The sequence below is a fragment of the Flavobacterium sp. WG21 genome (assembly GCF_000335775.1).
In the GTDB taxonomy this organism is placed as follows: domain Bacteria; phylum Bacteroidota; class Bacteroidia; order Flavobacteriales; family Flavobacteriaceae; genus Flavobacterium; species Flavobacterium tructae.
On the sequence record NZ_AMYW01000038.1, the window covers coordinates 1 to 12,326 of the forward strand.

15 protein-coding genes are annotated in these 12,326 nt (G+C 35.3%); 10 read left to right on the forward strand and 5 right to left on the reverse strand.

Going from position 1 to position 12,326, the window contains the following annotated elements; genetic code table 11:
- Positions 1-25 precede the first annotated feature (25 nt).
- The 3 genes from C245_RS0119940 to C245_RS0119950 all read right to left on the reverse strand — a co-directional run bounded on the left by C245_RS0119940 (position 26) and on the right by C245_RS0119950 (position 2,283).
- Complete coding sequence (locus C245_RS0119940; protein WP_017498384.1) at positions 26-718, reverse strand: aspartate/glutamate racemase family protein; 693 nt, start codon at positions 716-718, stop codon at positions 26-28.
- 14 nt (positions 719-732) lie between these two features.
- Positions 733-969: a hypothetical protein gene (locus tag C245_RS0119945; protein ID WP_017498385.1), complete on the reverse strand. Its 237-nt coding sequence runs from the start codon at positions 967-969 to the stop codon at positions 733-735.
- A gap of 156 nt (positions 970-1,125) precedes the next feature.
- On the reverse strand, positions 1,126-2,283 hold the full coding sequence (locus tag C245_RS0119950; RefSeq protein WP_017498386.1) for a class I SAM-dependent RNA methyltransferase: 1,158 nt from the start codon (positions 2,281-2,283) through the stop codon (positions 1,126-1,128).
- 168 nt (positions 2,284-2,451) lie between these two features.
- Between C245_RS0119950 and C245_RS0119955 the strand changes: the two genes are divergently transcribed.
- The gene (locus C245_RS0119955; RefSeq protein ID WP_017498387.1) at positions 2,452-3,216 is read left to right on the forward strand and encodes a bifunctional 2-polyprenyl-6-hydroxyphenol methylase/3-demethylubiquinol 3-O-methyltransferase UbiG; all 765 of its coding nucleotides are present in this window, start codon (positions 2,452-2,454) and stop codon (positions 3,214-3,216) included.
- A gap of 89 nt (positions 3,217-3,305) precedes the next feature.
- Positions 3,306-3,974 carry a ZIP family metal transporter gene (locus C245_RS0119960; RefSeq protein ID WP_026110183.1) on the forward strand — a complete coding sequence of 223 codons (669 nt, stop codon included), beginning with the start codon at positions 3,306-3,308 and terminating at the stop codon, positions 3,972-3,974.
- Positions 3,975-4,055: 81 nt separating this feature from the next.
- On the opposite strand, the gene C245_RS0119965 is transcribed toward C245_RS0119960, so the two are convergent.
- On the reverse strand, positions 4,056-6,443 hold the full coding sequence (locus C245_RS0119965; RefSeq protein WP_017498389.1) for a TonB-dependent receptor domain-containing protein: 2,388 nt from the start codon (positions 6,441-6,443) through the stop codon (positions 4,056-4,058).
- Positions 6,444-6,597: 154 nt separating this feature from the next.
- Entirely contained in the window at positions 6,598-7,743 is a 1,146-nt protein-coding gene (locus C245_RS0119970) for an AraC family transcriptional regulator (protein WP_017498390.1), read from the reverse strand.
- Between the two features lie 183 nt (positions 7,744-7,926).
- On the opposite strand from C245_RS0119970, the gene murQ reads away from it, so the two are divergent.
- The 8 genes from murQ to C245_RS0120010 all read left to right on the forward strand — a co-directional run bounded on the left by murQ (position 7,927) and on the right by C245_RS0120010 (position 12,305).
- A complete protein-coding gene (murQ, locus tag C245_RS0119975; RefSeq protein ID WP_017498391.1) occupies positions 7,927-8,739 on the forward strand; it encodes an N-acetylmuramic acid 6-phosphate etherase in 813 nt (270 codons plus the stop codon).
- A gap of 150 nt (positions 8,740-8,889) precedes the next feature.
- Positions 8,890-9,111, forward strand: a complete 222-nt coding sequence (locus C245_RS0119980) for a DUF6095 family protein (protein WP_017498392.1) — start codon at positions 8,890-8,892, stop codon at positions 9,109-9,111.
- 27 nt (positions 9,112-9,138) lie between these two features.
- Positions 9,139-9,369, forward strand: a complete 231-nt coding sequence (locus C245_RS0119985) for a hypothetical protein (RefSeq protein WP_017498393.1) — start codon at positions 9,139-9,141, stop codon at positions 9,367-9,369.
- The gene (locus tag C245_RS0119990; protein WP_017498394.1) at positions 9,354-9,668 is read left to right on the forward strand and encodes a type II toxin-antitoxin system RelE/ParE family toxin; all 315 of its coding nucleotides are present in this window, start codon (positions 9,354-9,356) and stop codon (positions 9,666-9,668) included. Before C245_RS0119985 ends, C245_RS0119990 begins: the two co-directional genes overlap by 16 nt.
- Complete coding sequence (locus C245_RS0119995; protein WP_017498395.1) at positions 9,656-10,228, forward strand: pentapeptide repeat-containing protein; 573 nt, start codon at positions 9,656-9,658, stop codon at positions 10,226-10,228. The genes C245_RS0119990 and C245_RS0119995 overlap by 13 nt, the downstream gene beginning before the upstream one ends.
- Positions 10,229-10,291: 63 nt before the next feature.
- Positions 10,292-10,864, forward strand: a complete 573-nt coding sequence (locus tag C245_RS0120000; protein WP_017498396.1) for a DUF1572 domain-containing protein — start codon at positions 10,292-10,294, stop codon at positions 10,862-10,864.
- A gap of 254 nt (positions 10,865-11,118) precedes the next feature.
- Entirely contained in the window at positions 11,119-11,490 is a 372-nt protein-coding gene (locus C245_RS0120005; RefSeq protein WP_017498397.1) for a hypothetical protein, read from the forward strand.
- A 35-nt stretch (positions 11,491-11,525) separates the two neighbouring features.
- The gene (locus C245_RS0120010) at positions 11,526-12,305 is read left to right on the forward strand and encodes a TerC family protein (protein WP_017498398.1); all 780 of its coding nucleotides are present in this window, start codon (positions 11,526-11,528) and stop codon (positions 12,303-12,305) included.
- Positions 12,306-12,326: the final 21 nt, after the last annotated feature.

A 12,326-nucleotide genomic window follows, 5' to 3' on the forward strand; every position in this document is an offset into this window, starting at 1 on the left:
AATAATTGGGATTTTTTCTAACTTTTTATGACAATTGAAACTGAACAGCTGCCATAGAATGAATTAAAGTGGTATCAAAAACCGGAACAGCAACATCTTCTGGTTTTATCACTAAAGGAATTTCGGTACAGCCTAGAATAATCCCCTCAGCGCCTTCTTGTATCAATTGATTGGCAATTTCTAAATATCGTTTTTTAGTTGCCTCCGTTACCAAACCTCTTCCTAATTCTTCAAAGATTGTGGTGTGCATAAAATCGCGGTCGACATCATTTTTAGGAATGATAGTCTCAATTCCTTTTTCGGCTAATTTATCTTTGAAAAAATCAAGTTCCATGGTAAACTTCGTTCCCATCAAACCTACTTTTCTCACTTCTTTCTTCTGAATCGCTAATGCAGTTTCAGTCGCAATGTGAATAATGGGCAAATCAATTGCCTTCTCAAGCCGGTCAGCAATTAAATGCATAGTATTCGCACACAAAACAATAGCTTCTGCCCCACCTTGCTTAAGAAACTGACAACCTTTTAAAAGCAAATTAAAAGTTGCATCCCAATCATTGGCATCGTTATTCTTTTTAATATCGGCATAATTGAAAGAATAAATCAGACACTCTGAGAAATTAAGCCCTCCCAGCTCCTTATTAATTCCCTCATTTATAAGTTTGTAATAATCTGCTGTAGAAACCCAGCTAATTCCGCCGATAAGTCCAATTATCCTCATATACAATCCATTAATTATCCAATTTCTCTAATTCCTTTTATAAAAATCCATTTCATGAAAAGCTTTTCTCCATCTTTAGTCTTTACGGACTGAAATTTAGGCGAAATCAATGTAGCGACAATAAAAGCGGTCATTGGAATCCAAAATCCCGTTAATCCGGTATAAGAAGCTACTAAAAATCTCCCTAAAATAAATAGAATCGCGAAACATCCTAATTGGTATAAAAAAGCTCTTACTTGTAGTTTTGTCATTTTTCTTTAAGTTGCTAAGGTTCTGAGAAGCTAAGGTTCTAAGATTATACTTTGTAGATTCCTTTGTCCTTTTTTTTAAAACCTTAAAATTATTGTTATTTTCTTTTTTAAGTTCCTATGGTTCTTAGCGCCTTAGGAACTTAGCCCATTAGAACCTTAGACCTGAAATTTCGTTCTCTTACTTCCCTCGTACATCTCGTATTTTACCAAACGTGCTTCAAGACTTCCATTGAAAAGTTTAATTTTTCGGGATGGTTTTAAACCTACGAATTTCAGCGCTTCAAGATTGGCCGTAATAAACCAGGCGTTTGTACCCGGGTAGCTTTTCTTTAGAGTATCTCCGATATTTTTGTAGAATTCTTCCATGTGAATATCCAAACGCTCATCGTAAGGCGGATTGAAAACCATGTGTAACTTTCCTTCTACCGCTTTTTCGGTATCAAAAAAGTTATCCTCACTTACCGTAACATAATCTTCCAAGTTGGCGTTTCGGATATTGTCTTTGGCTTTGTTTACAGCACTTGGCGCTTTATCAAACCCTTTTATCGTGTAATGAAATTCTTTTGTTTTTTTCATCAGACTGTTTACAATCTGATCAAAAAGATCGTTATCCCAATCTTTCCATTTTTCGAATGCAAACTCTTTACGATTAATATTCGCCGGAATATTGCAGGCAATCATAGCGGCTTCTGCCAGAAAAGTTCCCGAACCACACATTGGATCTACAAAATGACTCTGTCCTTCCCATCCTGATAACAATAGGACTCCAGCAGCCAAAACTTCGTTGATTGGCGCAATATTAGTTGCAGTTCGATAGCCACGCTGATGCAGTGAATTCCCTGAAGTATCCAACGCAACTGAAACCTGATCTTTATCGATATGTACATTAATTCTTAAATCCGGAAAAGCTTTATCGATACTCGGACGCTGTCCTGTTCTTTCTCTAAACTGATCTACGATAGCATCTTTACATTTTTGAGAAACAAATTCAGAGTGGTTGAAATAAGTGGAGTGTACGGTGGCGTCAATCACAAAAGTCTGATTGGCATTTAATAATTTAGACCAGTTTACACCCGAAATTCCTTTGTACAGCGCCTGTTCATTATTTGCTCTGAACGAATAAATAGGTTTTAGAACTTTAAGTGCGGTACGAAGTGATAAATTAGCTTTGTACATGAAGCCTTTATCTCCTTTAAAGCTTACCATTCGCACTCCTTTTTCAACATCCTGAGCACCAAGAGTGCGCAATTCATTCTCTAATATTTCTTCAAAACCAAAAAAACATTTGGCTATCATTCTAAAATTTTCTTCCATCTTTATTTTTGAATTATTTCAAATGTACTGCTGTTGATCTCTGCATCTGCATATCCGTACACCTGCTGCATTTCCGCAAGGATTCATAGAGGTATCGTTGCGAAATAGTTATTTTTCGGCAAAAATACACTAAATTTGCCGGACTTTGAATTAATTGAAATAGAATAAATGTCTGAAGCAGCAAACTCATCCTCACCAAATCAGGAACGTAATACCGAAAATTGGTTTACTTCATGGTTTGACACTCCATATTATCATATTCTTTATAAAGACCGAAATTATCGCGAAGCTCAGATTTTCATGGACAATTTAACCCATTATCTGAATTTGCCTGAAAAAGCGAAAGTACTTGATCTGGCTTGCGGAAAAGGGCGCCACTCTATCTATTTAAACCAACTGGGATTTAATGTTTTAGGCGCCGATTTGTCTGAAAACAGTATTGCAGAAGCTACAAAAAACAGTAACGAAACGCTGCATTTTAAAGTGCACGATATGCGCGAACCTTTTGAAGAAAAGTTTGATGCGATCTTTAATCTATTTACTAGTTTTGGGTATTTTGAAAGTGACGACGATAATTTAACCACTCTTAAAGCCATTAAAGAAAGTTTATCTGAATACGGTTTTGCGGTAATCGACTTTATGAACGTTACTCAGGTTATTGAAACTTTGGTACCTGAAGAAGTAAAAAGTGTGGACGGAATTGATTTCAAAATCAAAAGATATGTCGAGGACGGGCATATTTTTAAAGAAATAGATTTTGAGGATCAGGGACAAAATTACCATTTCACAGAAAAAGTAAAAGCCTTAACTTTAAAAGATTTTGAAGAACTAATGGCAGAAGCCGGAATTTTCCTGTTGGATATTTTTGGAGATTATAAACTCAAAAAATTCCACAAAACTGAAAGCGAACGATTAATCATGATTTTTAAATAAAACTGGGCAATCGTTTAATTGTTTAACCGTTTAATCGCTAAACAAAAACAATTAAACGGTTAAACAAATCAACGGTTAAACCATAAAAAATGAATTATCTACTCCCCTTATTCTCTGTACTTTTAGGTTATATGGTGGCTTTGTTTTTAAAACCAAAGAGCAAAACCAATCTAAAGCTGCTGCTTGCGTTTAGCGGTTCATTTTTATTGTCCTTAACCGTAATGCACCTGTTACCAGAAGTTTATGAAACACATAAGCACAATATTGGTATCTTCATCATGCTTGGAATTTTATTCCAGATTATACTGGAGTTTTTCTCTAAGGGAGCCGAGCACGGGCACGTTCACGGACACGCTAAGATGTCACAGATTCCGTGGCTGCTCTTTACCAGCTTGTGTATTCATGCTTTTCTGGAAGGTTTTCCGGTAAGCCATCATCATGGTCTGGCTCTTGGAATTGCTATTCATCATTTACCAATTGCTGTAATTCTGACCACCTTTTTTATCAATGCAGAGCTGAATAAAAAAGCCATTTTTGCTTTCATGCTTACATTCGCAGTTATGACACCATTGGGTACCGTCGCCTCTGAATATTTACCGGTTCTAAGCAAATATTATACTGAAATTACAGCCATCGTTATCGGAATTCTGTTTCACATTTCCTCAACTATTATTTTCGAAAGCAGCGAAGGACATAAATTCAATGTTGCCAAAGTCTCTATGATTGTTCTGGGGATTCTTTTAGCTTTTATATTGTAGTTTGGAAACCCGGGAAGCAGAAAACTTTCTTCTCTGCTTCTCACATCTCACTTTTTACATCTCACATCTCACCTTATAAACCTAATTCCCCGTTCTGTTTTTCTCCTCCTGATTTCCAAAATCACGCTGTTTCATGTTTATTTTTTTGTTCCCAAAATTATAAATAACAGATAAACGTAAAAATCGGTTTGAAAAATTCTGGCTGTATACCTGCTTTACACCATTTACAACCGAAACTAAATCTTTTAAATAAGAAGTATTAAAAATATCATTGGCCAGAAAAGCAATCTGCAGGGATTTATTCAGCATATCCTGTTTAAAACCAATATCAAAACTCGACATATACCCCGTTTTGTACAAACCGCTTCGGGAAGGTGTATTGTAATTAAAATCAATTTGAAGTTTAGAATTTTTACCTAATGAAAAGGTATTGTTGGTCGAAAAATTGATTTCCAGACTATTTGACGGTGTAGCATTAATAGCTGTAATAAACTTTGTTTTTGATCCTAAAAAGTACAAGGTATTTTCACTTTGCCACCAGTCTGCAAAACTAGCCGAATAACTTTCTCCAACCCCATACTTTAGATCTCTGAAATAATTCTCTCTGGTTACAATTTGCGTATTGGTTTCGGGAATTGAGGTAAAAATCACACCATAACCGTCATTGATCACATTCAAGAAAACGCTGGTTCGCAAAACTCCTTTATACGAATGACTAAATTCAAAATTATCACTAAACGAAGGTCTTAAAAACGGATTTCCTTCAGAATAACTGTTGCTGTTAATATAATTACGAAATGGATTCAGCAAATCAAACTGAGGTCGGCTGATTCTTTTTCCATAATTAAAACTGAAATTATTACGGTCATTTTCTTTGTATGAAACATAAACCGTAGGAAATAATCTCAAATAATTATTTTTTGTTTCCTCGTTTAAGGTTTCTGAAAAACCACTCGTTTGGGTATTTTCAAGGCGCAATCCCAATTGAAGATTCCATTTCTCACTGAGTTTTTTATCTCCGTTAATATACACAGATTGATTGTTCTCTGTATATCTGAATCGGTTGGACTGATTCGGATCCAATTCCGGTGTTCCTGTAATCGTGTTGTAGTAAAGTACATAACTCTTACTGTTTGTAAAACTCATTTTTGTACCATATGACAGATTGAATGCTGTAAGCGGATGTTCCATATCTGCCTTAAAACTCCAGTTATCAATATCCTGATCGGAAATATTTCTTGCCGACTGATTGATCCCTGCAAATGAATTATCCGGTCTGTAATTGTAGGCGATCGCATTTCGGTCGAATTTTGAATTGTAATTAAAATAATCCACATCAAAAGACAGTTTTCTGCCTAAAGAATCCAATTTTGCAATCAAATGCCCGTGATAAGTCTGGTTACCGGACTGTTTATCCACAAAACTATTGTTCAGGATATAATTGTCCAGTTCATTTTTACTATTGTAATTATTAATTCTGATATCCGATTTAAAATCCGGATTACTTCTGTCTTTTAAAACCTGAAAACCTATGGTTATACGATCTGAAAAATCATAATCCAAAGCTAATTTCCCGGACAAACTCTCATCGGTAAATTTTGTATTGATAATCATCTCAGAAAGTCCGTCAGGAAAGTACATATCGAGAAACTCATCGGCATATTTATGTCCTTTCTTTCCATTAATACTGGCAGAAAACCTAAACTTATTTTTGTTGTAAAAGAAATTATCTCTTAAAGTCAAAGCCCCGTATTTATTCTGATCATAAGTTACTGTGGAAGTGTTCTTCCAGGAATTTCGGGTACCTTTTTTCAATACAATATTAATAAGCCCTCCCGTTCCTTCGGCTTCGTATTTTGCTGGAGGTGTACTGATAATCTCAATGTTTTTAATATCTGCCGCCGATATCGATTTTAAATAGTTGTTTAGTTCTTCTCCGGTTAACTCAACGATACGTCCGTCAATCATTACACGGGAAGTCCCTTTTCCTAATATACTGATCGTCTCTTTTTGAACCACAACGCCAGGTGCGGTATTGATGGCGCTTAAAGCATCACCACCAACATTTGTGACATTATTTTCGAGATTATAAACCAAACGATCTGTTTTTTGCTCGATGGTATTCTTTCTAGTTTTAATTACTACTTCTCCCAGCTGAGTAGTATTCTCTTTCAAAACTATGGTTTCTAAATCGGTATCTTTTTTAATCGCGATCTGCTTTTCGTAATCAACAAATCCCAGCAGACTTATTCCGATTTTATAAAAACCTTCTTTTAAATTAAGTTCAAAAGAACCGTCCGGCTTACTGGTTGTTCCTTCAATAATTTTTCCTTCTGAATTGAATACGGAAACATCTGCCCATTCTAATACAGTTGTTTCACTGGCTATTTTCCCTTTTAATTTTGCAGTTGTTTGTGCTAAACCTAACACCGGTAATACTAAAATAATAAGGAGACAAACTTTTTTCATGATTTCTGGTTTTAACTTGTTCGATTAATTATGAAGCAAAGTTGTTGCAGAAATTTTCGGAATTCGACCGACAAAAAAAAGTCGAACTCATTTTCTCAACAGAAATGAGTTCGACTTTTTTCGTCACGAAGTAGTACTTTATGCAAAGCCTTTATTATGAGGCGTTCCGAAAAGCTGTAGGCGTTAAATTTGTATATTTTTTAAAAGAGGTATTAAAAGAAGATTTTGAATTAAAACCTACTTCATACAAAATTTCCAAAACTGTGAGCTGACTTTTGGACTGATCTTTCAGTATATTCATTGCTTTTTGAATGCGATATTCATTCACAAAATCAAAGAAATGCTGATCGATATGATGATTGATTAAAACCGATAAATCCCGAACAGGAATATTAATCTGATTCGAAAGTTCCTGAATGGTTAATGACGGATCCAGAAAAGGTTCTTTTTCGGTCATATAAAGCTTCAATGTCGCAATTTGATCTGAAATCACTTCATTTTGATGCTCCTTTTCTCCGACATTATTATTCTGTTTAGGAAGAATATCTTTGGCCAATTGTAATTTAGAATCGATACCGCGAAAAAGATCCGGATGATTCAGGGCTTTTAATACAAACCAGCAGGTTATTACCAAAACCATAAACTGTAATATTACATTAGACCAAATCCATAACGAATCGTAATTCACATATCTTAAAGCATTCTTAATGATACATAAATAATACAAAACAAAGAATATAGCCGCTATCTGAAGCAGCCATTTAAAAACAGAACTTCTGGGATTGGTATAATTTTCCTCATATATTGCTTTGTATTTTTTTAAGACCAAAGCTACTCCAATGCTGTAAAATACAATTTGCAAGGCCAAAGCGAGAAACAAAAAGAACATCTCCGGCGACTGATCACGCTGGTTGTAAAACACTATTTTTTCGGCGTTCGTTAAAAAGTAAAGCCTGAACATATAAAACACATTCAGGAGTACAAATGGAATTGCGTGTAGTAAATGTTTCGATCTCAATCTAAAATCTGTGAAACAAACGGACAAAACGTACAGATAGAAAAAAGGCAAAACCAGAGAACAAGCCGTCCATCTGAAAAATTCTAAATTAAAATGGGCTTTTATAAACTCATCATCAATAAAAATACCGCTATTATCAAGGGCAAAAAATATTAAATAGAAAGCAAACAGTCGGTTTGTCAATTTATTCTTTGTTTGCACTGTGAGTAAAAAGAAGGCCAGTAAAAAAGAAACAAAGACTGATATTTTTGCGATACTCGTTAAAAAGCTAATTATATCCATTCCAAATTTTTAATTATTTAACAAATATAATGTTTTAGTTGTTTTAATAAAGGTTCAACAGAGCAATCATTTCATCAGAAATTACAACAAAAAAATATTCTAAATCTTCACGACTTTACGTTCCAAATTTCGAGATTGCAAGAAAAAAGATTAATTTTGACCCAGTTCAATTAACACGAAAAAATGACCTTTACAAAAACTACAGAACAGTCCTCAAAATACGAACATTTAGAAAAAATGTCGGTTCATGAACTTCTGGTTAACATCAATCAGGAAGACAAAACTGTTCCTGATGCAGTCGAAAAAGCGATTCCGCAAATTGAAACTTTAGTAGCACAGGTAGTTTCTAAACTAAAATTAGGCGGTCGATTATTTTATATCGGTGCGGGAACATCCGGACGCTTAGGTGTTGTTGATGCTTCAGAATGTCCTCCAACTTTTGGTGTTCCTTTTGATTTAGTAAACGGAATTATTGCCGGTGGTGATACTGCCATTCGTCGTGCCGTAGAAAATGCCGAAGACAATGCAACTCAAGCCTGGATTGATTTACAGGCGAATCATATTGATCAAAACGATGTAGTGATTGGTATCGCGGCTTCCGGAACTACGCCTTATGTGATTGGCGGTTTAGAAAGCTGTAATCAAAACAATATTCTTACGGGCTGTATCACTAACAATGCAGGAAGTCCTTTGGCGCTTACTGCCCAATTTCCGGTTGAAGTGGTTGTAGGTCCGGAATTTATCACCGGAAGCTCCCGAATGAAAGCAGGAACAGCTCAAAAATTAGTGCTCAATATGATTTCGACTGCTGCAATGATTCAGCTTGGAAAAGTAAAAGGCAATAAAATGGTCGATATGCAGTTGAGTAATATCAAACTGGTAGATCGCGGTGTAAAAATGATTATGGGAGAAATTCCTGTTTCCTACGAACAAGCCAGCGAATTATTAAAAAAATACGGCAGCGTACGAAATGCTGTGGACAATTATACTCTTTAAGGTGAAATGTTTTTGGTAAGATGTGAGATGTAAAATGTCAGATGTAAATGAGATTATACCAATCAAACCGTAAAGTTCTAAAACATGAAACCTGAAACTTGAAACTTGAAACATTAAAACCTGAAACTCTCAAAACCTAAAACAAAAAAAATGGCAACAAATAAAGAATTATTAGGAAAAGGAATTAAATATTTATCGGGTTCATTGCCTTTATTGTTTATTGGGCCGTCGCTAATTTATAACGCTTTTATGAATCAGCATACCAACTGGCATTATCTGGTTTTGGGAATTGGAATTGTGGCTTGTTTAAGCGCAATGTTTTTGATCTTTTACGGATTGAAAATCATTATGAAAGGTTTATTTAACGACTAATTTGTATCTTTACTCAAATTCTTTATTATGGATATTCAAGCGGAACTAAAGTGGATTCATCAGGAAATTGATAAAGTAAAAGACCCTTCGTTTGTTGAGAAGCTAAAACATCTTTTACAGTCTGTAAACAACAGTACAGTTGATTCAGACAAAGCCTATAATTTAGACATTGAAGATGCTCTGGAAAACATCAAAAAAGGCAACTTTTATGCGGAAGATCAGGCTAAAGAGATTGCAAAAAAATGGGGAAGAAAATAATTTGGTCCAGCAATGCTTTGAATCAATTAGAGGACATTCATTTTTACATTTTCTTTGAAAGCAAATCAATTGCAATTGCTGATAAAGTTGTCAATACTATTTTTGACAGTACCGAAATTCTTAAAACTCAACCCGAAATTTATAAACACGACACTCAAAAAACCAATAATGATGGTAGTTTCAGAGTTTATTCGGTTTACAATTATTCGGTTTCCTATCAAATAACAGAGGAAATCATTTATATCCTTAGGGTGCGTCACAATGCACGAAAATCCAAAAAACACTCATGGAAAGTCTAATTCACATTCAAAAAACCTTCGAAAAAGTTACTTATATTGACAAGAAAATAAACAATCGGGAGTTTGAAGATTGTGTTTTTAAGAATTGTGATTTCTCGAATAGCAATTTTGCTTACAATAGCTTTTTAGACTGCGAGTTTATCGATTGCAATTTGTCAATGACAAGTTTGTCCGGCACTAGTCTGAAAAATGCTACATTCAAAAATTGCAAGCTTCTTGGAATTGCTTTTAACGAATGTGATGATTTTCTATTCCAGGTTTATTTTGAAGAAAACACATTAGATTATGCTGTTTTTTCGAACAAGAAAATGCCTAAAACTAAATTTATCAACTGCTCTTTGCGCGAGGTTTCTTTTATAGGATGCAATCTAACCAGTTCTTTGTTTGACAATTGCAATCTCGAGGGAGCTATTTTTAACGATACACAACTGGCAAGCGTCGACTTTAGAACTGCCTACAATTATAAAATTGATCCTGAATTTAACCCTATGCGAAAAGCACAATTTTCAACTCAGGGTATTGTAGGGCTATTAGACAAATACGATATTAAAATTGTATAGTTTTTTGCCACGAATCCGTGACAAAAAATAAAAACTTATTTCCGCTAAACCAAATGTATCACTATGAAAGCAACTGATTCCTATTTAGAAAGCGTTAAAAAACAGTTTTTGTACTATAAAATGCTGGGAGAAAAAGCCATTGCACAATTAGAACCCGACCAGCTTTTTGTTACCCTTAATGAAGATACCAACAGTATTGCTACGATTGTAAAACACGTTTCAGGCAATATGCTCTCACGTTGGACCGATTTTTTAACGTCTGATGGCGAAAAAGAGTGGCGCAATCGCGATTCGGAATTTGAAAATGATCTGCAATCTAAAGAAGAAGTCCTGCTGATCTGGAACAAAGGCTGGGATTGTTTGCTGAATGCCTTAAACAGCTTAAACCCGGAACAACTTTCAGACATCATTTACATCCGAAACGAAGGTCATACCGTTATTGAGGCAATCAACAGACAGTTGGCGCATTATCCTTATCATATCGGACAGATTGTTTTTTATGCCAAACAATTAAAGAAGGGCGACTGGGACAGCTTATCGATTCCAAAAAACAAATCCGGAAATTACAACGCCGAAAAGTTTGCCAAAGAAAAAGAAATCAAGAACTTTACAGATGATGAATTGAAGCGATCTTAGAATTTTGATTTTTGATTAACGATCTCAGATTTACATTCCGAAATCTAAAATCCAAAACCCTAATATCAGACTCAGCGAAGTTGTCAGAATTAGCAAAATCGTCAGGCTGAGCGAAGTCGACAGACTAAGCGAGGTTGTCAGGGTGAGCGAAGTCGACAGAATGAGCAAAGTCGACAGGCTGAGCAAGGTCGTCAGGCTGAGCGAAGTCGAAGCCCACCCCTCAATTATTACCCATAAAATAATTAAAACTTAAAATGAAAAAAAGTTTATTCCTTTTACCGTTACTCACATTATTCTCCTGTTACAACACAGAACACAACTGCAAAGATTTTAAAAATGGAAAATTCAAATTTGAATTTGAAGTAAATGGTGTCAAAAAAACCACTGTTTTTGAACGTAAAGACAATATCGAAATCGAAACTTTTGAAGGTAAAACAGATACTTCAACCATCAGATGGGTAAGTGATTGTGAATACATTTTACAAAAAAAACATCCTAAAAATATGGCTGAAGAAAAAGCCATCAGCATGAAAATTCTAACCACTTCTAAAGATTCTTATACTTTTGAATTTGGAATGGTGGGTTCTGACCAAAAACAACGTGGTACAGTGATAAGAGTTGAGTAAATAATCTGTTTAAATGTTTCAAAAACACCTTTAGCATGGAAATTTTTCTAAACCCCGATGCCTGGATTGCCTTACTGACATTGACTTTTCTGGAAATTGTCCTGGGGATCGACAATATTATTTTTATATCTATCGTCACGGGGAAATTACCTGAAGAAGATCGAAAGAGAGCCACCCGAATTGGTTTGTTTTTGGCCATGTTTATGCGTATCGCCCTGTTGATGGGAATTTCGTATCTGATTGCCATGAAAGCAACTCTTTTCAGCATTCACTGGGGCTGGTTCGAAGGAGATTTTACCGGTCAGGCAGTCATTTTATTTCTGGGCGGTTTGTTCCTGATTTATAAGAGTACTAAAGAAATCAGCGAAAAAGTGGACCATCATGCTGAGGAGGAAAAAACACTTAAAACTGTTGCAAAAAAATCATTCTCGAATGTCATTATACAAATCCTGCTGATCGATTTGATTTTTTCTGTAGACTCGATTTTAACGGCTGTCGGTATGACAAATGGTGTTCATGGTGCCTTAACAATCATGATTACGGCGGTAGTCATTTCGGTACTGGTTATGATGTTATTTGCTGTTCCTGTTGGAAATTTTGTCAACAAGAATCCGTCTATTCAAATACTGGGGCTTTCGTTCTTGATCCTGATTGGTTTTATGCTGATTACGGAAAGCATGCACTTATCGAATGCGGCACTTGCGGGTGAGCATATTGGAGCGGTACCGAAAGGTTATTTGTACTTCGCCATTTCGTTTTCGCTTGCTGTGGAATTTATCAATATGCGAATCCGAAAAAAACATTCATCAAATTAAGTTATTTTGAAGCTCCCGTTT

What these genes read in the sequence shown, in the direction of transcription:
- C245_RS0119990 (WP_017498394.1), top strand. Translation starts at nt 9,354, where the DNA reads ATGGGGAAGAAAATAATTTGGTCCAGCAATGCTTTGAATCAATTAGAG.
- C245_RS0119980 (WP_017498392.1), top strand. Translation starts at nt 8,890, where the DNA reads ATGGCAACAAATAAAGAATTATTAGGAAAAGGAATTAAATATTTATCG.
- C245_RS0120010 (WP_017498398.1), top strand. Translation starts at nt 11,526, where the DNA reads ATGGAAATTTTTCTAAACCCCGATGCCTGGATTGCCTTACTGACATTG.
- C245_RS0119985 (WP_017498393.1), top strand. Translation starts at nt 9,139, where the DNA reads ATGGATATTCAAGCGGAACTAAAGTGGATTCATCAGGAAATTGATAAA.
- C245_RS0120000 (WP_017498396.1), top strand. Translation starts at nt 10,292, where the DNA reads ATGAAAGCAACTGATTCCTATTTAGAAAGCGTTAAAAAACAGTTTTTG.
- C245_RS0119995 (WP_017498395.1), top strand. Translation starts at nt 9,656, where the DNA reads ATGGAAAGTCTAATTCACATTCAAAAAACCTTCGAAAAAGTTACTTAT.
- C245_RS0119955 (WP_017498387.1), top strand. Translation starts at nt 2,452, where the DNA reads ATGTCTGAAGCAGCAAACTCATCCTCACCAAATCAGGAACGTAATACC.
- C245_RS0119970 (WP_017498390.1), bottom strand. Translation starts at nt 7,743, where the DNA reads ATGGATATAATTAGCTTTTTAACGAGTATCGCAAAAATATCAGTCTTT.
- C245_RS0119940 (WP_017498384.1), bottom strand. Translation starts at nt 718, where the DNA reads ATGAGGATAATTGGACTTATCGGCGGAATTAGCTGGGTTTCTACAGCA.
- C245_RS0120005 (WP_017498397.1), top strand. Translation starts at nt 11,119, where the DNA reads ATGAAAAAAAGTTTATTCCTTTTACCGTTACTCACATTATTCTCCTGT.
- C245_RS0119945 (WP_017498385.1), bottom strand. Translation starts at nt 969, where the DNA reads ATGACAAAACTACAAGTAAGAGCTTTTTTATACCAATTAGGATGTTTC.
- murQ (WP_017498391.1), top strand. Translation starts at nt 7,927, where the DNA reads ATGACCTTTACAAAAACTACAGAACAGTCCTCAAAATACGAACATTTA.
- C245_RS0119950 (WP_017498386.1), bottom strand. Translation starts at nt 2,283, where the DNA reads ATGGAAGAAAATTTTAGAATGATAGCCAAATGTTTTTTTGGTTTTGAA.
- C245_RS0119960 (WP_026110183.1), top strand. Translation starts at nt 3,306, where the DNA reads ATGAATTATCTACTCCCCTTATTCTCTGTACTTTTAGGTTATATGGTG.
- C245_RS0119965 (WP_017498389.1), bottom strand. Translation starts at nt 6,443, where the DNA reads ATGAAAAAAGTTTGTCTCCTTATTATTTTAGTATTACCGGTGTTAGGT.